Below are 23,925 nucleotides of genomic sequence, written 5' to 3'. Positions count from 1 at the left end.
AGCATCCACGTCCGCGTCAACATCAGCATCCACGTCCGCGTCAACATCAGCATCCACGTCCGCGTCAACATCAGCATCCACGTCCGCGTCAACATCAGCATCCACGTCCGCGTCAACATCAGCATCCACGTCCGCGTCAACATCAGCATCCACGTCCGCGTCAACATCAGCATCGACATCCGCGTCCTCGTCCTCCTCCTGGAGGACGTTCACGCCTACCTCGGACCAGGCGACGTCGATCGATGCAACGCCGCCTGCCGCGGGCAGCAATTCGAGCTGGAATGCCGCGACACCGAAGGGCCCTCCGGAGTCAAGGTTCTGGGGGGCGAGGTCCAGCAACGGCAGGTCACGCAGAAGCTGGGTCGATACCGAGTTCATCGGCTGGTCAGGCTGGTAGTTGAGTGTGATCGCTAGCAGATCGGCCAACAGCTCACCGATCGGGGTGAGCACGTCGGTGAGGTCGTCGACCAGGTCCGCGAACGTGTCACCGAGGTTGGTGAGTATGCCGGTTCCGGTGTTGAGAACCAGGTTACCGATGGTCGGCAGCAGATCCTCGATCGCACTCACGAGCGTCGGGCACAGCAAGAGAATCGCGGTGCCAGAGCAGTTGTTGTCGACGACCGCATCGCCGGAGAGGAACTCCTCGACAGTACCGCTGGCCTCGATGTCCAGTGTCTCCGTGATGAACAAGACTTCCGCGCTGGCGAACAGCGACAAGTCGATCTGGACGGCGCCGAGGGCGTCGGTCAGAACATCGACCAAGTCTTCGGCGAAACCGTCGAACAGGTTGCCGATGTTCTCTGCCAAGCCGTCGATCACCGCGTTGCTCAGCAGCTGCGTGTTCGGCGGCTGCCCGTTGAGACCGCCTTCGAGCAGCTCATTGAGGTCGATGATGAGCGTGCCCTCGAGCAAGTTCAGCTCGACACCGGTGCCTTCGCCGAGTGGTGTGCTCAGGAATTCGTTCAGAGCTTCCTGGAACGCCGTCTCAACGGACACATCGATATCAATGTCCACGCCGAGCAGATTCAAGATCGGGTTCAGAGCGTCCAGACCCGCAAGCAGATCGGCGATGGCGCCGTCCGGCCCAGCAAGGCCGTTGATGGCGTCGTCGAGTGTCCCGACCGCTTCTTCGAGCGCGTCGACGAAGTCGCCGATGGCCGGAATGGTCAGAATCAGATGCCCGCCGGCGATCTCGTAATCGCGGGTGAGGTCGAACTCGCCGTCGGTGCTGTCAGGCGCCTCGAGGTGGGCCTCGGAGGAGATCGCGCCAAGCTCGAGTTCGATGTCTGCGATCAGATCGGTGAGGGCGTCGCCCAGCACGTCTGACAGGTTGAAGGTGGCGTTGCCCGGGAAGCCGTCGTCTACACCGGTTCCCACGCCACCGTTGTCGGCGACGGCACCAGTTGCGGCTCGCGAGGTAGCGTTCGGCTCCGCAGCCGCCCACTGGTTCACCGCGCCAAGCTCGATGACGTCACTCAGTGGCAACTGGATGCCACCCGGGATGGTGATGTTGATCGTGTCGAGGACGGTGAGATCGAGCGGGTTGGCATCGAATACCGTCTCGTCCAGACCATCGTTGATCGCCTCAACGCCGCCGAGCTCGGCGATCGTATCGAGATCGACGTCGAAGATCTCGCCGGACAGGAAGCGCGCGGCACCACGCGAATAGTCCCCGTCCTGAGCGGCCGCGGGCGTCAACGACGTCCCGACGGCGAATACGGGGACGATGGCACCGGCGACCAGGGTTCTGGTCAGCCTCCGCCTCCGCGCCTGTAGTACTGCCATGTGTTCTCCCCAAAAGATCAGCAGGCTCCCCCTCGCCGCGATTTCCAGCGAGAAAGTGCATTGACGAAATTCAAAGCCAGACAGTACCGGTAAAACCGCCGCGTAATCAGGAAAACGCGATACCCGCCCCGTAGGGATACGCACGGAACTGCTGATCAGCTATCAGAAAGACGACGAGCAGTCACGTATGCCTCATTAAGGAGCGAAACGGTACGCTTCCCCTTGCATAATTCACGTATATTGGGACATTACGGGCCCGTTCGGCGACCAGTGCCACCCTCAGAGATCGCCAAGTGTTACCAATTCTTTACCATTAAATTCCCGCGCCGGAAGGGCGGCAATCCCGTCGGTGAGACAAATGTCCGTTTATGTAGACGTATCAAATCGGTGCAGATCATGACTGACTGTTTATTTGATCATGAATCAATATGTCATGATCATTTACGTACACGGGCCTTGAGGACGCGTGCGGGCGCTCCCCCAGCAACCACCCGAGCGGGCACCACACCTCGAACCACTGCATGAGCCGCAATGACGCTTCCCTGCCCGACAACTGATCCGCGCAACACGGTCGCTTTGACGCCCAGCCAGCAATCAGGCCCGATTCGGACTGGGGACTTCACGATTCCCTGATCCTTGATCGGCGTTTCAAGATCGTCGGTGCGGTGGTCGAAGTCGGCTATGTATATCCAGTCGGCGACGAGCGTGCTAGCACCGATCTCGACATCGAGGTAACAGTTGACCGTCGTGTGCTGGCCGAACACCGTCTTGTCCCCCACCCGAAGTGTCCCCTCATGGGCACGCAACTGAGTACCGTCGCCGATGTGAACCCACCGGCCCAGTATCACTCGCCCATGGCCTCGCCGCGCTTGCACGCTGGCACCGCGGCCGAGGAAAACCAGGCCCTCGGTGACCACGTCCGGTTGAAATAGGCGCAACCGCAGAAGACGCGCATACCGAATCAAGTACCCCGGGGTCCATGCCCGGTGGCGGATGACCCAGCGCACGCCCGCCCAGGTCAGGTAGCGAGCTTGGCGCGGATCTCGTTGTCGGCGGAACACAGCACGACGGTAGCCCACTTGCTGCCGCAGCAGAGTTCAAGAGCGGACCGACAGGCCCGCGCCGGGGAATCAGCGCGGGCCTGCAGGCACACCGGAGGGCATCGGCAATCACTCCGGCGAGAACGAGTCAGCCTCGGATCACCCGTTCGGCATCAGCATCCACGTCCGCGTCCGCATCCACGTCAGCATCCACATCCGCGTCCACGTCAGCATCCACGTCGCCGTCGTCGCCCGCGACGTTCACGCCCACCTCAGACTCCGCCAGAACGACCGCGCCGCCGTCTATAGCTGAGAGTTCGATGCGCAGCGCGGCCACGCTGTGCGGTCCATCCACCCCAGCCGTCCTGAAGCCCAGCAGCGGGATTTCGCGGACAAGGCGATTCAAGACGGTGCCCTCAGGCTGGCCCGCTTGGACATTGAGCTGCACCGAGACCAGGTCACCGACGACGGCGACAACCTCCAGGAGGATGTCTGGGAGCGGCTCCAGCGCCACCTCGATCGTCTCGCCGACCGTAGCGAGTACTCCGGACTCGCCGAAGATCAAGTCATCGACCAGGCCGCCGACCACGTCGACCACGGCATCGACCAGCTCGCCGAGCAAGGGGCTCACTACACCGACGACCACACCGGTGCTCTCGTCGACGAACTCGGCGTCGCCATTGATGAGCGCGTCCAAGGATGTCGACATACTCAAGTCGAGCACGTCCGTTACCAAGAGCGCACTGACCTCGGCGAAGATGCTGATATCAAGCTCGACCTCGCCGAGGCTCTCTGAGATCGAGTCAACGATCTCCTCTGCCAGACCGTCGAGCAGTTCGGTGAGCTTGCCCGCGAGGGTGTCCGTCAACGCCGGACCGAGTAGCTCGGTATTGGGCGCCTGATCGCTGAGTCCACCCTCGAGGAGCTGATCGAGGTCGACGGCGAGCGCGGAGTCAGCGAGATTCAGCTCGACGCCCGTCCCCTCACCGATCGGCGTGCTGAGAATGTCGTCAACCAACTCATCGAGGCTGACGTCGAGATCGACGTCGATATCTGGCCCGGTGACCGTCACGGCCGGCAGACCCTCGAGCGCGTCCAGCAATCCGTCAAGAGCATCGAGGCTTTCCAGCAGCTCGGCAATCTGCGATTCAAGCTCGTCGAGGACTTCGGCCACATTCTCGACGGCAGCAGTGATCTCTCCGGAGACATCGGCAACGGCCGGCACACCGAGCAGAAGATGTCCGCCGGCAATTTCGTAGTCCGTGGTCAGCTCGAATTCCGTCCCCCCGGAATCCGGCGCAATGAGGTGGGCCTCGGAGGATATGGCGCCCAGTTCAAGCTCTAAGTCCTCGAGAACATCAGGAATCACGTCACCCAATATCTCGGCGAGATCAAGCCGGAGATCAGCGGGATATTCACCGTCAACGCCGGATCCGACCCCCTCACCGTCCGCGACCGCCCCCGCTGCCGCAGACGATGTGCCGTGCGGCTCAGCCGTGGCCCATTGGTTCGCCACCCCCAGTTCGATGACGTCGCCCAGCGGCACCTCGGCACCGCCGAGGTCAACGAGCAGCTCGTCGAGCGCCGCGAATTCAAGCGGCGTAGCCTCGGTGACCGGCTCTTCGTTGAGCAGATTCTCCACGGCCACGCCGCTGAGTTCGTCAACGGCGTCCAAGTCGACACCGAGTATCTCGCCGGACACGAAACGTGACGCCGCCCGCGATTCATCTTCGCCAGCAGCTGCCACGGGCTGCAACGCCACGCCCACCGCGAAGACCGGCACAACGACCGTCGCCACTGCCACACGCACGGCTCTTCTTCTCAGAGATTTGGTTCCCGCCATAACGCCCTCTCCTCGACTCATTGCACATTGCCGAAGGTATTCGATCTTGTGCAATTGTTGGCACGTGACTAAGAACTTAACTATTAGTCATTGTCATGGCAATAGCTCTTTTATAATTCTTGATATCAGGTCCGTTCTGTCCAGAACGTGAGTTATGCCCGCGCGTGTGGAGAAGATCGACATCACGGAACGGCCGACCTGAGCCGAGTGTCATGTGGCAAGATACGCCACTGGCCTTCTGGAACCCGCACGGCTTCTTAGGAAATTCAGCTTGAGCCGGCCTGAGTCCGGCGGCACGCGCAACCCCTGACTCAAGTGGTTGGCGGCCTGATCCCGGTAACCGAGACGTTGTAGAAGAGCTCGTCCGGAACCACGTGGCTCAACATCCGGTCCAAGGCCGACAACCGTCGCCAGCCGGCGTAGGCGAAGTTCGCCCAGGCCCATCCGAGCCGCTCCGGATTGATCGCGTATTCCAGAGTCCGTGCAGGCCAGCCGAACCAGGCGGCCGTCAGCTCCTCGGTGACCGTGCGCACCTCACCGGCTCCGGCCCGCCGGACCGTCGCCGCGAGCTGCCGGGGCTGGAATGTGTGCAGGTCAACGACCGCTTCGAGCGCCGCCGCCCTAGATGACTCGTCCAGGTCTTCCTGGGGCCGCGCCCACTTGTTCGCCAGCAGGGGTGTGCGGGTGAGACGCGTCGCCGTCCACCAGGTGGCACGAGACAGCGTTCGCGCGATCCGATCGCCGTATGTGGTCGGCTCCCCACAGATCACGATGCGACCGCCTGGACGTAGCACCCGGAGCATTTCGCGGAATGCCAGCTCCACATTGGGGATGTGGTGGATCACCGCGTGGCCGAGGACCAGGTCGAACGCGGCGTCGTCGTAGGGCAGTTGCTCTGCGTCAGCCACCCGGCCGCCAATCTCGAAGCCGATTCGCGCGGCGTTGAGCTTGGCTGCTCGCACCATGCCGGGCGAGATGTCCGTCACGTGGACCTCGTCGATCACACCAGCCTGGCGCAGGTTGAGCGCGAAGAAGCCGGTTCCGGCTCCGATCTCCAGAGCCGTCCCGTACGGCCATCCGGCCGTTCCAGCTACCGCCGCGAAGCGGTCACGCGCGTAGGAAATGCAGCGCTCATCGAACGAAATCGACCACTTCTCATCGTAGCTGTCCGCCTCCCAGTCGTGGTATAGCACCTGAGCCAGCTTTGTGTCTTGCCACGCACGTTCGACGTCGTCGACCGAAGCTCCCGATTCGCTCATCCCCGGACAGCTTAGTGGTCTCGGCGATTCGGCTGCTCGCGGCACCCGCATCACGCCATTAGGCGACGACGGCAGTTGCTGGCAAAATGCACCGGTGACCGATGCAACTAGCCCGCGGCCGAGCCAGACCATCCCATGGCCGGGCCATTGGAGCCCGCTCGGCGCCACTTACGCCGATGGCGCCACGAACTTCGCGATCTGGGCGCCGGACGCCGAACAAGTCGAGCTGTGCTTCTTCGACGACGATGACAACGAGACCCGGATCCCGTTGCTGAACCGGACCTTCGACGTGTGGCACGGCCGCTTCCCCGGGGTTGGGCCAGGCCAGCACTACGGCTACCGAGTCCACGGGCCGTGGGACCCGGCCACAGGGCGACGGTTCAATCCGGCCAAGCTGCTGGTGGACCCCTATGCCCGGGCAATCGACGGCGAGTTCGTCAATGGCGACGGCCACAGCGATCCGAACGAGCGTGACGATCGCGACTCCGCTCCTTGGGTGCCTCGCTCGGTCGTGGTCGGCGATGACGCATTCGATTGGGGCGACGACGCGCCGCCACAGGTACCGTGGGAGAACTCCGTCATCTACGAGCTTCATGTGCGCGGTTACACGATGCGGCACCCGGATGTGCCGGAGGAACTGCGCGGCACGTACGCAGGCCTGGCTCACCCGGCCGTCATCGACCACCTGGTCGAGCTCGGCGTGACCGCCGTCGAGCTGCTGCCGATCCAGCAGTTTGTCAGTGAGCCGCATCTGCTGCGCCAAGGCAGCGCCAACTACTGGGGTTACAACACGCTCGGCTTCTTCGCACCGCACGCCGACTACAGCGTGAGTGGTGCCCGCGGTGAGCAGGTGGCCGAGTTCAAGGCGATGGTCAAAGCGTTGCATGCTGCTGGGCTCGAGGTGATCCTCGACGTGGTTTACAACCACACCGCCGAGCAGGGGGCCGGGGGGCCGACTTTGTGCTTCCGCGGAATCGACAACCGCGCCTACTACCACCTCGATCCCGACGACCCGTCGAAGTACAGCGACTACACCGGTACCGGCAATACCTTCAAGGTGAGCCACCCCCACGCGCTACGCCTCGTCATGGACTCGCTGCGGTACTGGGTCACCGAGATGCACGTCGACGGCTTCCGCTTCGATCTGGCGTCGGCGTTGGCCCGATCCATGCACGATGTGGACATGCTCGGTTCGTTCATGACCGTCATCGAACAAGACCCTGTGCTCCGTGAGGTCAAGCTCATCGCCGAGCCCTGGGACATCGGCCCGGGCGGCTATCAGGTCGGCGAGTTCCCCCACCTGTGGACCGAGTGGAATGACAAGTTCCGCAACACCGTGCGTGACCATTGGCGTGGTCTCGCTGGGGGTGTCCACGATCTGGCGTTCAGACTGGCGGGCTCTTCTGATCTCTACGCCGACGACGGCCGTCGCCCCTACGCCTCTATCAACTTCGTCACCGCCCACGACGGATTCACTTTGCGTGACCTCGTCTCGTACAACGAGAAGCACAACGACGCCAACGGCGAGGAGAACCGCGACGGCACCGACGACAACCGCTCGTGGAATCACGGCCGCGAGGGAATCGAGGCCGACGCCGACCCCGCCATCCGAGAGCTGCGGCGACGCCAGCTTCGCAACTTCATGACCACGCTGCTGTTGTCCACCGGCGTACCGATGCTGGCAGCGGGCGACGAGATGGGCCGCACGCAGTGGGGCAACAACAACGCCTACTGTCTCGACAACGAGACGACATGGGTGGACTGGTCACTGCGGGAGGAGTTCGCGGATCTCAACCAGCTGGTCCAGAAGTTGCTGGCACTGCGGGCCCAGCATCCGGTGTTCCGGCAGCGGCGCTTCTTCGAAGGCCGTTCGATCATCCCCGGCGGGCGGAAAGACATCGCCTGGTTCGCCCCTACCGGCACCGAGATGGACGACGCTGCCTGGCATGACGAGACACGCCAGACCCTCGGCATGTACCTCAGCGGGGACGGCATCCGGTCCCGCGGAGCCCACGGCGAGCGGATTACCGACGACTCATTCCTGGTCTGGCTGCATTCCGGCGCCGACGACGTGCAGGTGGTCCTACCGGCCGCGCCGTGGGCAACGTCATATGACGTCGTCATCGACACCGCGGATGTGGACCCCCCGGAACGCCACGAGGCGGGAGCCACCGTCACGCTCACGGGCCGCAGCTGCCTGGTGCTGCGCGCAACAACCTGAATCATCCTGGGCCCTGGTTCGTTGAGGGATAGGTGTAGCTATAGCAGCACCTATCCCTCAACCATGCCGGCGTGTCACGGCCGTGGTTATCCACAGATTGGCTGCCGGGGCTGAAAGACACTGGGCTGGTGCGGCAGGTTGTCGTCATGGCCCATGAACGCGCGCTGGCGCTAGCCCGCGTCCAAGACGGATTACTCACCCGCACGCAGGCGCTCGCGACGGGGATGTCCACAGGTGCGATCCGGCACGCTCTGCGGCCTGGAGGCCCTTGGCAACGGGTGGCCGGCGGGGTGTACGCAACCTTCGCCGGCCCACTGGCTGAGGTGCATCGGCTACGTGCGGCCCTGCTCGTATGCGGTGAACCAAGTATGATCACCGGCTCGTGGGGTTGCTGGATGCAAGGCTTGCGGTACGGCCCGCCGCGCAGCCCTGAAATAGACGTGCTCGTGCCTGCGCATGTCGATCGGGGCGCGGCGGCGTTCGTCCGGCCGATACGCACCACTCGCATGCCAGATCCAACGTTCTGGCGCGCTGAGGCCGTAGATCCCGACCACTTCGTCCCGAGCTGGGAGGTGCTGGACGAAATGGCACCAACAACCCATCCGGGACGGCTCCCAATGGCCCCCACGGCCCGTATCGCGATCGACACTCTCACCCGTACCGACCAGTTGCCTACGGACTGGCGGCCAGACTGCGCGCAGCCCGGCGGATGCCCACGGTGCTGGCGCGGCGAATCTCACCGGACGTCAGCGGTGCGAAACGCCCGCGCTTTGATGTGTGAGGTAGTGCAGCGTGGACACGCCGACGTGGCGGAGTTGCGCCGTGAGGTCGAAACGGGGCCACGCCGAGGCAGCGCATTGCCCCGCCGCGTGCTGGCCGAGATAGCGGCCGGATGCCGTTCGGCCCCCGAATGTGAGTTGCGGGATCTGATGCGTACCAGCAGCGTGCTGCCTGAGGCGCGGTTCAACCAGCCGTTGCCGGGCGCGCGGGGAATCTTCCCGGACGCATGCCTTCCGGAGGCGCGGCTGGTACTTGAAGTCGACTCGACATCATTTCACGGATTCGGCGACGCTCCGGCAAGGACGGAGCAGCGGCGTGCGCGTCTCGCCGCCCTTGGCTGGCGGGTGCTGCCGATCTCGCCGGCTCGTCTTCGTCAGGATCCGCGGGGCGTCCTGCGCGAGATCGAGTTTGCGTATCTGGCGGGCGTTCAAGGGCCGGGCGCGGTCCGTGGTTGAGGGATAGGTGTAGCTATAGCAGCACCTATCCCTCAACCATCCGCGGACGGGAGCCCAGCTTCACTCCGCCAGCGCGGCCAACCCCAGTTCGGCACCGCCGGCCAGCAGTTCGTGGCGCGGAACCACCCGGATCGTGTACCCGAAGGCGCCCTTCTGCTCGAGCATGACGTCGCCCTCGAAGCGATGCCGTCCCAGCTCGTAGCTCTCCGTGACGCCGAGCGAGGTCACCTCCGGCTCACGCAACTGGTCGGACTCGTCGACCCGGCCGTGCACCACCTGAACGTCGACATCTTCCGGGCTGAGCGAGCCGAGAGATACGAAGACCCGCAAGCTCAGCCGCTCCCCCATCTCGAAGACCTCGGCAGCGCCGCTGTCGACGTGCTCGATCGCCACGTCGGACCAACCCGCGCGGACCCGCTGTTTCCACTCAGCCAGCTTCATCGCGCCGTCGTAGTCGGCGTTCAGCCGCCGTCCGGCATGCGCGGCAGGACGGTACAGCACGTCGACGTATTCCCGGACCATGCGGGTGGCCTGAACCTTGGGCCCGAGCGAAGTCAGGGTGTGCCGCATCAGCTCGACCCAGCGCTTCGGCACGCCATTCTCGTCGACATCGTAGAAACGCGGCGCGACCTCTTGCTCGATCAGGTCGTACAGAGCCGCGGCCTCCAGGTCGTCGCGATGGTCGGTGTCCGCGACGCCCTCAGCCGAGGGGATAGCCCACCCGTTCTCGCCGTCGAACCACTCGTCCCACCAGCCATCTCGGATCGACAAGTTCAGGGCACCGTTGAGCGCGGCCTTCATCCCGGACGTGCCGCATGCCTCGTAGGGCCGCAGCGGGTTGTTCAGCCACACGTCGCAGCCCGGATAGAGCGGGAACGCCATGGCCATGTCGTAGTTGGGAAGGAAGACGATGCGGTGCCTGACCTCGGGATCGTCGGCAAACCGGACCATCTCCTGGATGAGACGTTTGCCGCCGTCGTCGGCCGGGTGCGCCTTACCAGCGATCACGATCTGGACGGGGCGCTTCGGATGCAGCAGCAGCGCCTTGAGCCGCTCCGGGTCGCGCAACATCAGCGTGAGCCGCTTGTAGGACGGAACTCGCCGGGCGAAGCCGATCGTGAGCACATCGGGGTCGAGCGCGTCGTCGATCCAGCCGAGTTCGGCCTCACTCGCACCGCGTTGCCGCCACGATGTCTGCAGCCGCCGCCGGGCATCGGCGACCAGCCGCTCGCGGAGGATCCGCTTGGTGGTCCAGATCCGCTCGTTCGAGATCGCGGCTACCGCGGCAGCCCAGTCCTCCGGGCCACCTTCCTCGCCGTTGAGGTCTCCGAGGCTCATGACCTCCGGCGGCACCCACGTGGGCGAGTGGACGCCGTTCGTGATCGAGGCGATAGGCACCTCGTTCTCGTCGAAGGCCGGCCACAGGCCGGCGAACATGCCCCGGCTCACCTTGCCGTGCAGCCTGCTGACGCCGTTGGCGCGCTGCGCCAGCCGCAACCCCATGACGGCCATGTTGAACACGCTGGGATCGCCGCCGTCGTAGTCCTCCGACCCGAGGGCAAGGATCCTCTCGACCGGAACACCGGAGCTGGCGTTGTCGCCGCCGAAGTACTGCTGGACCAGATCCCGTGGGAAACGATCAATACCGGCCGGCACCGGCGTGTGTGTGGTGAAGACCGTCCCGGATCGGGTGGCCTCCAACGCCGCCTCGAAGCCGATGCCATTGTCCTCGGTCAGCTCCCGGATGCGCTCAAGACCCAGAAAGCCGGCGTGGCCTTCGTTGGTGTGGAAGACCTCAGGCGCAGGGGCTCCGGTGATCCGGCTGTGCGCCCGGACGGCACGCACGCCACCGATGCCCAGCAGCATTTCCTGCAGAAGGCGATGCTCCCCGGTACCCCCGTAGAGCCGGTCGGTCACCTCGCGCTCGGCAGGGCTGTTCTCCTCGACGTTGGAGTCCAACAGCAACAGCGGTAGCCGACCGACCTGAGCCACCCAGATCGCCGCGGCCAGCGTTCGCCCGCCCGGCAGCCCGATCCGCACGCGTGCCGGTGAGCCATCGGGCTCGCGGAGCAGCGTCAGGGGGAGGTTGTCCGGGTCGACCAGCGGATAGCGCTCCTGCTGCCACCCTTCCCGCGACAGCGACTGAACGAAGTATCCGTGCCGGTAGAGCAAGCCCACGCCGACGATCGGGACGCCGAGGTCACTGGCGGCCTTGAGGTGGTCGCCGGCCAGGATGCCCAGACCGCCGGAGTACTGAGGCAGCACATGGGTCACGCCGAACTCCGGCGAGAAGTAGGCGATGGCCGACGGTGCGTCCCCGTCTGTCTGCTGGTACCAGCGCGGTTCGGAGAGGTATCGCTGCAGATCGTCGTGGGCGGCCCGGATCCGCCCGAGGAACACCTGGTCTTCGGCGAGTTCCACCAGCCGGCCGTTGGGTATCTCGCCGAGAAGCCGCACCGGATCGTGGTGTACTCGCTCCCACACAACCGGGTCGACCGAAGCGAAAAGCTCCTGGGTAGGCGGATGCCAAGACCAACGAAGGTTGGTCACTAGTTCGCCCAGTGGGGCCAACGGTTCGGGGAGAACCGTTCGGACTGTCAGGCGTCGTATCGCTCGCACGACGGGACACGGTATCCCCCTTTGGGGCTTGTGTGCACATGGGGGCCGACACGCGAGAACAAAGATCTCCGATGGCCCAGGTCCATAGGCCAGAATTCACTTCCGTGAAACATGGCCCTGCCGGCGCAACATCATCCCCAAACTGGGTAGCGTTGACACTGATGACTGGACGCATCCCGATCCTCGAGGTCGCCCCCGTAATCGAGTGCGGGCGATATCCCGCAAAAGCGGTCGCCGGTGAGACATTCGCCGTATCGGCGACCGTTTTTCGCGAAGGCCACGACGCCGTGGCCGCTACCGCTGTCTTGCGCGATCCCAAGGGGAAAGCGCGGCAGGTAGTGCACATGGCCCGCAGCGGGCCGCCGCATCTCGACCGCTGGACGGCGGAGCTCAGTCCGGACGCCCCGGGCGACTGGTCGTTCACCGTTGAGGGATGGGCGGATCCGTTCGCCACGTGGCGGCACGCCGCCGAGATCAAAATCGAGGCCGGTATCGACGTGGAGCTCATGCTCACCGAGGGTGCGCTTCTACTCGAGCGCGCGGCGACGTCCCTGCCACGTGGTCGCACCGAGGCTCGCCGCCAACTACGCACGGCCGCTCGCGCGGTGCGCGACGGTGCCCGCCCGGCAGAGGTCCGGCTGGCCGCGGCGCTCGATCCAGCTGTCGAGGCGATCTTGACGGCGGATCCGCTTCGTGACCTGGTGACCGAGGCCGGACCCTATCCGCTGCTCGTGGAGCGCGAGCGAGCACTATACGGCTCCTGGTACGAGTTCTTTCCGCGTTCGGAAGGCGCGGTGCGCCACGAGGACGGCTCCTGGACCTCGGGCACGTTCGCCGAAGCAGCGAAGCGGCTGCCGGCGATTGCCGCCATGGGTTTCGACGTCGTCTACCTGCCTCCTATCCATCCGATCGGCCAGACATTTCGCAAGGGCCCGAACAACACCCTGACCGCGGGCCCCCACGACCCAGGTGTGCCCTGGGCCATTGGCTCGGCCGAAGGCGGGCACGACGCCGTTCACCCGGACCTGGGGGACCTGGAAGACTTCCGGGATTTCGTTCGTGCCGCGCGTGAGCACAACCTCGAGGTGGCGCTCGACCTCGCGCTGCAGGCATCGCCGGACCACCCGTGGGTCACGTCTCATCCTGAGTGGTTCACCCGTCGTGCCGATGGCACCATCGCCTACGCCGAGAACCCGCCGAAGAAGTACCAAGACATCTATCCGCTCAACTTCGACAACGACCCCGAGGGCATCTATGCCGAGGTGCGCCGGGTGGTGCGGCACTGGATGGCGCAGGGCGTGCGTATCTTCCGGGTCGACAACCCGCACACGAAACCGGTGAGCTTCTGGCATCGTCTGCTCGCCGACATCCGGCGCAGCGATCCCGACGTGATCTTCCTGGCCGAGGCGTTCACCCGCCACGACATGATGCACACTCTCGCCAAGGTCGGTTTCCAGCAGTCCTACACGTACTTCACCTGGAAGAATGCGAAGGACGAACTCGCCGAGTACATGGCCGAGCTCCGCGACGCCGGACACTACATGCGGCCCAACCTGTTCGTGAACACCCCGGATATCCTGCACGCGTACCTCCAGTACGGCGGCCCCGCGGCGTTCAAGGTCCGGGCCACGCTGGCGGCGATGCTCGCTCCGACGTGGGGTGTGTACGCCGGATTCGAGCTTTTCGAGCATGTAGCGGTACGGCCGGGCAGCGAGGAATACTTGAACTCCGAGAAGTACCAATTCAGGCCACGCGACTGGGCGGCCTATGAGCCCGGTGGCCAGCTCGAGGGACAGTCTCTGGCGCCGTACCTGACCCGCCTGAACGAGATCCGCCGGGCGCATCCGGCTTTACGCAGGCTACGCAACCTGCGTTTTCACGACATAGACAACCCAGACATGATCTGCTTTTCGAAACGACAGCCCGTCCGGGCCGAAACCGATGCAGAAGAGGACACCGTGGTAACCGTCGTCAACCTCGACCCGCATAGCCCCCGCGAGGCCACGGTATCGCTGGACATGCCCGAGCTCGGGCTCGACTGGCACGAGACATTCGCCGCTCATGACGAGCTCACTGGCAACACTTACAACTGGGGACGGCACAACTATGTCCGCCTCGACCCAGCCATCGAGTCCGCCCACGTTCTCACCGTCCGGCGGTGGCAGCCATGACCGAAGCCCTGCACGACGAGACCAGCGCCCTGCCCGCCCGCGGCACCGATCCCGAGTGGTTCCGGCGCGCCGTCTTCTACGAGGTCCTGGTCCGATCCTTCAAAGACTCCAATGGCGACGGCGTCGGCGACCTACGCGGCTTGATGGAGAAGCTCGACTATCTCGAGTGGCTCGGTGTCGACTGCCTCTGGCTGCCGCCCTTCTTCCCGTCTCCGCTGCGTGACGGCGGGTACGACGTATCGGACTACAAGAACGTTCTTCCCGAGTTCGGGACCCTCGACGATTTCGTCGGCTTCATCGACCACGCACATCAGCGCGGCATGCGAGTCATCATCGACTTCGTCATGAACCACACCAGCGATCAGCACCCGTGGTTCCAGGCCTCCCGGCATGAGCCGGACGGCGAGTACGGCGACTTCTATGTGTGGGCCGACGACGACACAGGGTATTCCGATGCCCGCATCATCTTCGTCGACACCGAGCCGTCGAACTGGACCTTCGACCCGGTTCGCAAGCAGTACTACTGGCACCGGTTCTTCAGTCACCAGCCGGACCTGAACTTCGAGAACCCGGCCGTGCGCGAGGCGATTCTCGACGCGCTCCGGTTCTGGCTCAACCTCGGCGTGGACGGCTTCCGGCTCGACGCCGTGCCTTACTTGTACGAGAAAGAAGGCACCAACTGCGAGAACCTGCCCGAGACACATTCGTTCCTCAAGCAGATCCGCAAGGTCGTCGACGACGAGTACCCCGACACCGTGCTGTTGAGCGAGGCGAATCAGTGGCCCACCGATGTCGTCGAGTATTTCGGCGACCCGAGCGTCGGCGGGGACGAGTGCCACATGAACTTCCACTTCCCGGTGATGCCGCGCATCTTCATGGCGGTGCGGCGCGAGTCGCGGTACCCCATCAGTGAGATCATGGCTCAGACCCCGGACATCCCGTCGGGCTGCCAGTGGGGTGTCTTCCTCCGCAACCACGACGAACTCACTCTCGAGATGGTCAGCGACGAAGATCGCGACTACATGTGGAGTGAGTACGCCAAGGATCCACGGATGAAGGCCAACATCGGAATCCGGCGGCGTCTGGCACCGTTGCTGGACAACGACACGAACCAGATCGAGCTGTTCACCGCGATGCTGTTGTCGCTGCCTGGTTCACCCGTGCTGTACTACGGAGACGAGATCGGGATGGGGGACAACATCTGGCTCGGCGACCGTGACGGCGTGCGGACTCCCATGCAGTGGACCCCGGACCGCAACGCGGGCTTTTCCACGTCCGATCCCGGGCGGCTCACTCTGCCGGTGATTATGGACGCGGTCTATGGGTACCAGGCGACCAACGTGGAAGCACACATGACCAACTCGTCGTCGCTGTTGCATTGGACCCGCCGGATGATCGAAGTCCGCAAACAGAACCCGGCGTTCGGGCTCGGGGACTTCACCGACCTCGGCGGTTCCAACCCGACCGTGCTGTCTTACGTTCGCGAGTTCGGCGACGACATCGTGCTGTGTGTCAACAACCTCTCCCGTTTTCCGCAACCGGTCGAGCTCGACCTGCGGCGTTTCGAGGGGATGCAGCCCGTCGAGTTGCTCGGCGGAGTCCGGTTCCCCACCGTCGGCGAGCTTCCTTACCTGTTGACTATCGGATCACATGGCTTCTATTGGTTCCGGCTCATGCAAGTGCCGGAGGAAGGGATGCCGTGATCAACGACGAGACACTGGCTGAAAACGCACTAGCAGACGAGGCCCTGGCCCAGGCGGTGGCCTTGCTGCCGGAATGGCTCCCGCACCAGCGCTGGCTCAGCGGCCGGTTGCCGGTCAGCCGGGTGCGCGTCGCGTCCGCGACACTCCTACGTGAAGACGAGCCCAGGGTCTGGCATCTGCTCGTCGAGGTGCATCGCAACGACCACTCCGACGTGTACCAAGTCCCTCTCGCGATCCATCGTGAGTTTCAACCTCGGCTCGAGCATGTCCAGCTCGGCCAGGTCGATGCCGGGCACGTCTACGACGCCTTGCATGACAAGATCGCCACTCAGGAGATTCTCCGGCATTTCCTCGACGGTGGCGGCACCATCGGCGATCTCACTTTTCACAGCGATGCCGGCGCGGACATCCCCATCGGCGAGTCCGCACTGGCGATGCCGGTCGAGCAGAGCAACACCTCGCTTGCCTATGGAGACGTCGCGCTGCTCAAGGTCTTTCGCAGACTCCAGCCCGGCTTGAACCCTGATGTCGAGGTACATGCGGCGCTCACCCAGGCCGGCAGCGGGTATATCGCGCCGCTGCTCGGCTGGATCGACGGGCATTGGACCGACACCGAGGGCGGCCGGCAGGAAGCGAGCCTGGCAATGCTCCAGGCGTATCTCACCACCGCATCCGACGGCTGGGCGCTGGCCGCAGCAAGCGTCCGCGATCTCTATGCCGAAGGCGATCTGCACGCCGATGAAGTGGGCGGCGACTTCGCCGCCGAGGCTCATCGTCTCGGCGAGGCAACGGCTCATGTGCACAAAGCCATGGCCGAGGTGCTGCCCACCGGCAGTTTCGGCCGGGCCGACCTGAACGCGAAAGCCGATCTGATGCTCGAACAGCTCGACCGCGCCGTCACTGTCGTGCCTGAGCTCGAGCCCTATCTGCCGGCACTTCGTCAGCAGATGGACATCCTGCGGGAGGTGGAACGCCCGGTATTCACCCAGCGGGTGCACGGCGACTACCACTTGGGCCAGGTGCTGCGCACCGTACTCGGCTGGAAGCTCGTCGACTTCGAGGGCGAACCCGCCCGGCCACTCGCCGAACGTACCGCGCTGGATTCCCCGCTACGAGACGTGGCCGGGATGCTGCGCTCGTTCGACTATGCCGCGCGTTATCTCCTCATCACCGACTACGACTACGACCATCCGGCATACGAACAGATCAGCTATCGGGCCAGCGAATGGGCCGACCGCAACCGGGACGCGTTCTGCGCGGGTTACGCCGACGGAGGCGCCCGGGATCCCCGCGAAGATGCTGTGCTGCTCAATGCCTACGAGATCGACAAGGCTGTCTACGAGGTCGTCTATGAAGCGCGATACCGTCCGTCGTGGCTGCCCATACCGCTGGCCGCCGTCGAACGTCTCGCCCACACCATTTCCAAATGATCATGTTCGGTAGGTTTTCTCGTGCCTCAACAGGTCTGCAGACATTGGGGTGCACGAGAAGACCTGTGTACGCCGGAGCTTGGAGTTCCCAGTGATCGGTGATCTTGACCTGCATCTCATCGGAGAAGGCCGTCACGAACGGCTGTGGGACGTCCTCGGCGCACATCCCGGATCGGTGGACGGCGAACAAGGTACCGAGTTCACCGTCTGGGCGCCAAACGCGCGCGAGGTGCGCGTGGCGGGCGATTTCAACCACTGGGACGGCATCACCACGCCACTTCGCCAGGTTGGTGGCGGGGTCTGGCAGGGGTTCGTTGCCGGCATCGGCGATGGCGCGCTCTACAAGTACCAGGTACTGGGCGCCGACGACGTGTGGCGAGAAAAGGCCGATCCGATGGCCCGCCGCACCGAGAGCCCGCCCGCCCAAGCCTCCGTGGTGTACGAGTCACGGCACACCTGGAACGACGCCTCCTGGATGGAGGCACGCGCCGCGTATTCCGCCCATGACCGTCCGATGTCGGTCTACGAGCTGCATCTCGGCTCCTGGCGACGCGGCCGTTCCTACCGTGATCTCGCCCATGAACTCGTCGACTACGTCACCGACCTCGGATTCACCCACGTAGAGCTCATGCCGGTGGCGGAGCATCCATACGGCGGGTCGTGGGGCTACCAAGTGACGTCCTATTTCGCCCCAACGGCGAGATTCGGCACACCGGACGATTTCAAGTACCTGGTCGACCGCCTGCACCAAGCCGGCATCGGCGTCATCGTCGACTGGGTCCCGGCGCACTTCCCGAAGGACAACTGGGCACTAGCCAACTTCGACGGCACCGCGCTGTACGAGCATCCAGACCCTCGCCGCGGCGAACACCCGGACTGGGGCACCTACGTCTTCGACTACGGACGGCCCGAGGTCCGCAATTTCCTCGTCGCCAACGCGTTGTATTGGTTGTCGGAGTTCCACGTCGACGGGCTGCGAGTCGACGCTGTGGCGTCCATGCTCTACCTCGACTACTCCCGGGGAGAGGGCGCCTGGCTGCCGAACGTCCACGGCGGCCGGGAGAACCTCGACGCCATCACCTTCCTGCAGGAGACCAACGCCACGGCCTACAAGTCCTGCCCCGGCGTCGTCACCATCGCCGAAGAATCCACCTCATGGCCGGGTGTCAGCCAGCCCACCCACGTCGGTGGCCTCGGGTTCGGGATGAAATGGAACATGGGCTGGATGCACGACTCCCTCGACTATCTGTCACACGACCCGATCCACCGGCAGTACCACCATCACCAGATGACGTTCTCGATGATGTACGCCTACAGCGAGAACTTCGTGCTCCCCCTTTCGCACGACGAAGTTGTCCACGGCAAGGGGTCGCTGTTACGCAAGATGCCCGGTGACCGTTGGCAGCAGCTGGCCAACCTGCGTGCCTTCTACGCCTACATGTGGGCGCATCCGGGCAAGCAACTGCTGTTCATGGGTGGCGAGTTCGGCCAGGAGTCGGAGTGGGCCGAATCCGGCGAACTCGACTGGTGGCTCCTCGACTCCCCCGACCATGGTGGTCTACGGCACCTCGTAGCCGACCTGAACCGGGCCTACCACGAGATGCCGGCGATGTGGTCGCTCGATGCCGACCCCGCGGGTTTCCAGTGGATCGACGCCAACGACGCCGAGGGCAACGTCTTCTCGTTCCTGCGCTACGGATCCGACGGCTCGGTGATGGCCTGCATCGCCAACTTCTCGCCCGTTCCGCATGAGTGGTACAAACTAGGGCTCCCGGTGGCCGGCGACTGGGCCGAAGTGATCAACACCGACGCCGAGGCCTACTCCGGGTCCGGGGTGGGCAACCTGGGCCGGGTCCACGCCGCGGAGGAACCGTGGCACGGCCGTCCGGCGTCAACCGTCCTGCGCCTGCCACCGTTGGGCACCGTCTGGCTCGCTCCCGCCTGACAGAGCGATGCTCTCAGCCGCTGTTCGAAGTTCAGCTATCTCCTCTGGCGTGGACAGGCGGGCAACAGCCGCGATGTCGCACATGTACTTCCGCTGCTCGGGCCAAAAGCACTCGGCGATCTTGGCTGGATCTTCCCGTAAGACCCGGTAGATCTCTTTACCCTCGGCGTAAAAGAGATCTACGAGCTTGACCGCGCCGGAGAGGTCCTTCATGACGTTGTGCGGGTTGTGGTCGAGTCCGCCCCAGAACGGAATCGACGTGGCCGCCTCAGCATTGAGGCGTTCGGCCTGACGACGGACCTCCGTGATCGGATCACCCGGCGAAGCGGCAGCCCAGCGCTGATACACCAGGTCAGCCTCGGTCGAATCAGCAAGCAGCAGAAACTCCATCACCGTGAGCCGGCCTCCGCCTTCCAACGGCATGTCGACGTCAACCCTGGGCAACAGAGGGTGCCCGGGGAGGCGGCGGCAGAGATTCACGAAGACTTCATAGGCGGGCTCGAACGGGCTTACCCTGCCTACCTGCGCCCCATCCGGCGAGCGCCACACGGTGGCCCAGTCTCCCACGCCGCACACGTTCCAGCCCTTGGCCAGCAGACGCCCGGCTACCGCGCGATAGGACAGGCCACGCAGGCCCTCGAACGAATCCACGTCCCGCAGCCTAGGCGCCTGACCGACCGGACGACAGCGATTATTCGCGGTGTTGGCGCTGATGCCGGGCTTCCCGGCACCAGCGCCACATCCGTCTACCGGATCAACTACCTCGTCGGGCCCGAATCAGCTGCCGCTACGGTCCACGGTGATCACCGGGGAATCCCAGGTCTCGACATGGTCCGGGTTCTTCGGGTCGCCCAGCGGCTTCAGCACCGTCATCCGGAGGATGTACTGCCCGTCCGGCACGTCCACCGACATCCCGCGACGACCCACCGGCCGGGTGCCGTCCCAGACGTAGGCGTTGAACGCGTTGGCGGCGGCGCTGCGGCCGAGATGATCGATCGAGAACACCAGGTTGTTCCGGCCGGCGAACGGCGGTCCGACGCTGCCATCGGAGCGGGCCCGGAACAGCTCGAGCTTCAGGTTCTCGGCCGGGTACTGGCGGTTCACCAGGATGACCGGCATATCACCGGGCTCGGCCATGCTGAACGTCCCGCCGTCGGGCAACAACTCGTACTCGGCGTTCATCGTGCAATCGAGCTCGACGAAACGGTCGCACGCCACGACCTCGCCGAGTTCGGGGAGGCCCGCGCCTGCGTCGCCGAGCACGTCGACACTCTGGTAGTCACCAACCAGCCCGGCGAACGGGACACGAAGGGTGTCTCCCTCATCCGGGGACAAAACCAGATACCCGCCGTACTGTCCCAGGTCTGGTCCGTCCGGCGCGGTGATCGTCACCTGCAGGTCGACTTCACCCCCGGCCGGCACCGTGACGGTCTCCGTGCCGAAGTCGACGCCGGCCCCGCCCAGGTAGAAGCCGGGGTTGTGCGGCTCGTCAGCCGTGGTGATGGCATCGATCGAGGAAAGCTCGTATGTGACGTCGTCCGAGCTGTCGTTGCGGACAGTGATGTCCGACGTCACCGGACCGTCGGCGCTGTCCCCCAACGAGAGTTTGCCAGGCACCACGGCGGTCTCGGCGAGGATGGACTTGTCGATGGAGAGCATCCCCGCGCCCTGGCGGTGCGCGGGCTCGATGTAGCCGGCGTCGGGAACGAGCGACCAGTCAGCCGGTACGGCGTGGTTCTGCAATATCTCCCGAACCGCCTCCGGCTCAGTGTCCGGCCGGGCCTCGAGCAGCAACGCGATCGCACCGGCCACATGCGGCGCCGACATGGACGTTCCGGAGAGCACGGCATAGCTGTCGAGCTCCAGCGGATAGGTCGAGCGGATGAGCCCACCCGGCGCACCGATGTCCGGCTTGAGTGTCAGGTCAGCCGTCATGCCGTACGAACTGAACGACGAGATCAGCCCACCGGTGACGTTCTCGACGATCGTGCGCTCATCGGTCCAGGTGAGTGTGGTTTCACCGGCGACGATGCGGCTGTCCAGCTCGTGTCCGTCAGCCTGCGAGATCGCGACGACCGGAATGGTGATCGCGGGGTCGTCCGGAGTCGGCGGCGCAACGGTCGGAGCGAAGCTGCCCGCGACGTTGTTGTACAGCACGACGGCGTCGGCACCGGCGTTCTGCGCGTTGATCGCCTTCTCGTAGAACGTGCACTCGCCGCGCCGGACCAGCGCGGCGGTGCCGCTCAGGTCGGGCAACTCCCCAGCCGTGTTGCAGGCGTCGTCAGCCGTCTCGGGGGTTCCGGTCCGGCTCATCACGATGCTGCCCTCTTCAGGCGCCTCCGGTGCCGCCGTGGCGTTGCTGTAGCCGAACAGCTCGTCGTCCGGCGACGCGCGGAACGCCCGCGCGGCGAACTCGGCGTTGTCGAAGGACGCGACGCCGATCACCTTCTCGCCGACACCCGGCGCGCCGGCCGACCACGTTCCAGCCGCACCGCTGTTGCCGATCGACGCCACCACGACGACGCCCTGGTCGACGAGTGTGTCGCTCGCCGCGGCCGTCGGGTACTGCGGCCACGTGGCGAAGGCGGCGCCGAGGCTCATGTTGACCACGTCCATGCCGTCGTCGTAAGCCATCTCCAGCGCGGCCAGAATGATGTCCGCAGTAGTGGACCCACCACAGCCGAAGACCCGGTACGCACCGAGCTCAGCGCCCGGCGCCACACCGCGGACACCACCTTCGGCGGTATCGCCGTCGGCCCCGACAATGCCGGCGACGTGGGTTCCGTGCCCACCACAGTCCATCGGGTCGTCGTTGGGCATCGGCACTGGGTTATAGGCCGGCGACGATGGGTCGGCGTTGAAGTCGTCGCCCACGAAGTCCCATCCGAACGGAATCCGCTCGGTGGGGAAACCCGTTCCGCCAGGTACACCGGCCCCGCCGAAGTCGGGATGGTCATAGTCGATACCGGAGTCGACGACGGCGACCCGCAGCCCGCTGCCGTCGAGGCCCAGCTCGCTCTGCGCGATATCCGCCCCGGTCATGCCGAGGGCGGACTCCATCGCGGGCTCAGCCAACCCTCCTGGCTCCGGGGCTTCGATCGTCAGCACCGGATAGACCGCGGCTACCTCGTCGGACTGACGAATCCGGGCGATCGCGGCCTCAGAGGCGTCCACCGACACACCGTTCCACAACTCCTGGAACGAGTAGCGCACCTCCAGGTCGGCGTCGAGCTCGTCAGCCTCGGCCAACAGCCGCCGCTGCTGCCGGTTGAGCTCAGCCCGCTGCCCACCACGGGCGGCAGGGGCTTCGGTCAGTTCGATGAACCATGCACCGGAAACCTCATGCTCCAACTCGGAACCGGCAGGTGGGAGGTCGGTCAGGTCAGATGCCGATCCGAGGTAGCTGTCGGCGTGCTCCGCGGAGGCGACGTCGCCACCCACCGGGACACCGATCGTCGCTGCCAACATCCCTGCCGTTGCCGCCACACCGAGTCCGGCTCGCCGGATTCCGGCTCGCCGAATCGGTCTGTCTTGTGGACGCGTCATTCTCGCTCCTTGTCGTAGGTCGACGACGCGTGCCTTCGTAAGGCTGCGCGAAACGGGCGTGCGCAGCCTTGCCGCGAAGGTGATCCGCTCGAAAGGCACGTAGGCCGAAAAATATGGCGCTTCTGGTCACAACGGAAGACCTACGGGCATAACTCTTGGTCACGAATCGGCAACATCTGAGCGTGACTAGTCGTCAAATCCACTCCACCGCAGGATACCGGCATCTGTTCTCACGAATCGGCTCAGCCTCCCGTGCTGGTCCGCTCGTGCAGTTCGACGACGCGGCGAGCCTGCTGCACCATTGCCACGTCGAGGAAGCTGCCGTCAGCGAGCACTGAAGTGCCGTCGCCGCGAGATTGGGCATCCTCGACGCTGTCGAGAACATCACGGGCCCGCCGGAGTTCGTCCGCATCCGGTGCGAACGCGGCCACGATCACCGGCAGCTGCCGCGGATGGATGGCGGCCCGGCCGACGAATCCCCAGCGCCGTGCTTGCCGGGTTGTCTCCGCAAGGCCGTCCAGGTCGTGGACATTGGTGTATACGGCCGCCGCGGGCGCGGCCAGCCCGGCCGCGCGGGCGGCCACCACGATGCGCTGCCGGCACCACGACAACGCGGCCTCGTCCGACGTACCGAGATCTGAGGCCAGGTCGGCCTCGCCCAGGCCGATCGAGGCCACGCCGCTGGTCCGGGCGATCTCTCCGGCAGCTTCCACCCCCGCGGCCGTCTCGATCAGTGCATGCACGGGCCGTTCTCCCGTCACGCCGGTTGCCGCTTCGACGTCGGCCGGTGACACGACCATCGGCAGCCGTACCTCGACATGTGCCGGCAGCGCCGCCACCATCGTCAGGTCGGCCGCAGCCCACGGCGAGGCCATGCCGTTGATCCGGACCTGGACCGGACGCCCCGGAACCTCGGCGATCAGCTCGGGGATCGCCGACCGCGCCGTCTCCTTACCCGGCGGCGCCACGGCGTCCTCCAGGTCGATGATCACCACGTCCGCGTCGCCCGCGAGCGCCTTGCGCACCCGGTCCGGCCGGTCAGCCGGGACATACAGCTGGGTCAGCACGATACTCATGTCTACAGCTTCCCGCATTCGCGCCGCAGCCCTGTCACTGGGGACGACGCCG

The 23,925-nt window shown here is 65.0% G+C and carries 14 protein-coding genes; 6 read left to right on the top strand and 8 right to left on the bottom strand.

Features of this window, described 5'->3' with window-relative positions; translation table 11 throughout:
* The 4 genes from F7O44_RS29440 to F7O44_RS18635 form a co-directional block, all read right to left on the bottom strand.
* The coding region (locus F7O44_RS29440) for a choice-of-anchor G family protein (protein ID WP_162451764.1) at window positions 1–1,785 on the bottom strand (1,785 nt) is incomplete at its 3' end.
* A 437-nt stretch (window positions 1,786–2,222) separates the two neighbouring features.
* Window positions 2,223–2,846, bottom strand: coding sequence for an acyltransferase (locus tag F7O44_RS18645; RefSeq protein ID WP_343073892.1), 624 nt, complete (start codon window positions 2,844–2,846; stop codon window positions 2,223–2,225).
* 127 nt (window positions 2,847–2,973) lie between these two features.
* Window positions 2,974–4,635, bottom strand: a complete 1,662-nt coding sequence (locus F7O44_RS18640; RefSeq protein ID WP_162451762.1) for a choice-of-anchor G family protein — start codon at window positions 4,633–4,635, stop codon at window positions 2,974–2,976.
* 344 nt (window positions 4,636–4,979) lie between these two features.
* The gene (locus F7O44_RS18635) at window positions 4,980–5,927 is read right to left on the bottom strand and encodes a class I SAM-dependent methyltransferase (protein WP_222851488.1); all 948 of its coding nucleotides are present in this window, start codon (window positions 5,925–5,927) and stop codon (window positions 4,980–4,982) included.
* Window positions 5,928–6,021: 94 nt separating this feature from the next.
* Between F7O44_RS18635 and glgX the strand changes: the two genes are divergently transcribed.
* The gene (glgX, locus tag F7O44_RS18630) at window positions 6,022–8,148 is read left to right on the top strand and encodes a glycogen debranching protein GlgX (RefSeq protein WP_222851487.1); all 2,127 of its coding nucleotides are present in this window, start codon (window positions 6,022–6,024) and stop codon (window positions 8,146–8,148) included.
* Window positions 8,149–8,276: 128 nt separating this feature from the next.
* Window positions 8,277–9,383 (top strand): endonuclease domain-containing protein, encoded by a 1,107-nt coding sequence (locus tag F7O44_RS18625; protein ID WP_162451760.1) that lies wholly within the window; start codon window positions 8,277–8,279, stop codon window positions 9,381–9,383.
* A 60-nt stretch (window positions 9,384–9,443) separates the two neighbouring features.
* On the opposite strand, the gene glgP is transcribed toward F7O44_RS18625, so the two are convergent.
* Entirely contained in the window at window positions 9,444–12,002 is a 2,559-nt protein-coding gene (gene glgP, locus F7O44_RS18620; protein WP_162451759.1) for an alpha-glucan family phosphorylase, read from the bottom strand.
* Between the two features lie 161 nt (window positions 12,003–12,163).
* Between glgP and F7O44_RS18615 the strand changes: the two genes are divergently transcribed.
* The 4 genes from F7O44_RS18615 to glgB all read left to right on the top strand — a co-directional run bounded on the left by F7O44_RS18615 (window position 12,164) and on the right by glgB (window position 19,251).
* Window positions 12,164–14,173: an alpha-1,4-glucan--maltose-1-phosphate maltosyltransferase gene (locus tag F7O44_RS18615; RefSeq protein ID WP_174255957.1), complete on the top strand. Its 2,010-nt coding sequence runs from the start codon at window positions 12,164–12,166 to the stop codon at window positions 14,171–14,173.
* Window positions 14,170–15,876 carry a maltose alpha-D-glucosyltransferase gene (treS, locus tag F7O44_RS18610; RefSeq protein ID WP_162451876.1) on the top strand — a complete coding sequence of 569 codons (1,707 nt, stop codon included), beginning with the start codon at window positions 14,170–14,172 and terminating at the stop codon, window positions 15,874–15,876. Before F7O44_RS18615 ends, treS begins: the two co-directional genes overlap by 4 nt.
* A complete protein-coding gene (locus F7O44_RS18605; protein WP_222851485.1) occupies window positions 15,873–17,306 on the top strand; it encodes a maltokinase N-terminal cap-like domain-containing protein in 1,434 nt (477 codons plus the stop codon). Before treS ends, F7O44_RS18605 begins: the two co-directional genes overlap by 4 nt.
* Before the next feature lie 91 nt (window positions 17,307–17,397).
* A complete protein-coding gene (glgB, locus tag F7O44_RS18600; protein ID WP_222851484.1) occupies window positions 17,398–19,251 on the top strand; it encodes a 1,4-alpha-glucan branching protein GlgB in 1,854 nt (617 codons plus the stop codon).
* Here glgB and F7O44_RS18595 read toward each other — a convergent pair.
* From F7O44_RS18595 to F7O44_RS18585, 3 genes are all read right to left on the bottom strand, one after another.
* A complete protein-coding gene (locus tag F7O44_RS18595; protein ID WP_162451758.1) occupies window positions 19,198–19,902 on the bottom strand; it encodes a hypothetical protein in 705 nt (234 codons plus the stop codon). The two genes, glgB and F7O44_RS18595, sit on opposite strands and share 54 nt — an antisense overlap.
* Window positions 19,903–20,028: 126 nt before the next feature.
* On the bottom strand, window positions 20,029–22,797 hold the full coding sequence (locus F7O44_RS31230) for a S8 family serine peptidase (RefSeq protein WP_222851483.1): 2,769 nt from the start codon (window positions 22,795–22,797) through the stop codon (window positions 20,029–20,031).
* A 242-nt stretch (window positions 22,798–23,039) separates the two neighbouring features.
* Window positions 23,040–23,873 carry an HpcH/HpaI aldolase/citrate lyase family protein gene (locus F7O44_RS18585; RefSeq protein WP_162451757.1) on the bottom strand — a complete coding sequence of 278 codons (834 nt, stop codon included), beginning with the start codon at window positions 23,871–23,873 and terminating at the stop codon, window positions 23,040–23,042.
* Window positions 23,874–23,925 lie beyond the last annotated feature (52 nt).

The organism is Phytoactinopolyspora mesophila, assembly GCF_010122465.1.
Classification (GTDB): domain Bacteria; phylum Actinomycetota; class Actinomycetes; order Jiangellales; family Jiangellaceae; genus Phytoactinopolyspora; species Phytoactinopolyspora mesophila.
Note: the sequence above shows the minus strand (reverse complement) of the source record. Positions and strands in the feature narration are given on the sequence as shown.

What these genes read in the sequence shown, in the direction of transcription:
- F7O44_RS31230 (WP_222851483.1), bottom strand. Translation starts at nt 22,797, where the DNA reads ATGACGCGTCCACAAGACAGACCGATTCGGCGAGCCGGAATCCGGCGA.
- F7O44_RS18585 (WP_162451757.1), bottom strand. Translation starts at nt 23,873, where the DNA reads ATGAGTATCGTGCTGACCCAGCTGTATGTCCCGGCTGACCGGCCGGAC.
- F7O44_RS18615 (WP_174255957.1), top strand. Translation starts at nt 12,164, where the DNA reads ATGACTGGACGCATCCCGATCCTCGAGGTCGCCCCCGTAATCGAGTGC.
- F7O44_RS18635 (WP_222851488.1), bottom strand. Translation starts at nt 5,927, where the DNA reads ATGAGCGAATCGGGAGCTTCGGTCGACGACGTCGAACGTGCGTGGCAA.
- treS (WP_162451876.1), top strand. Translation starts at nt 14,170, where the DNA reads ATGACCGAAGCCCTGCACGACGAGACCAGCGCCCTGCCCGCCCGCGGC.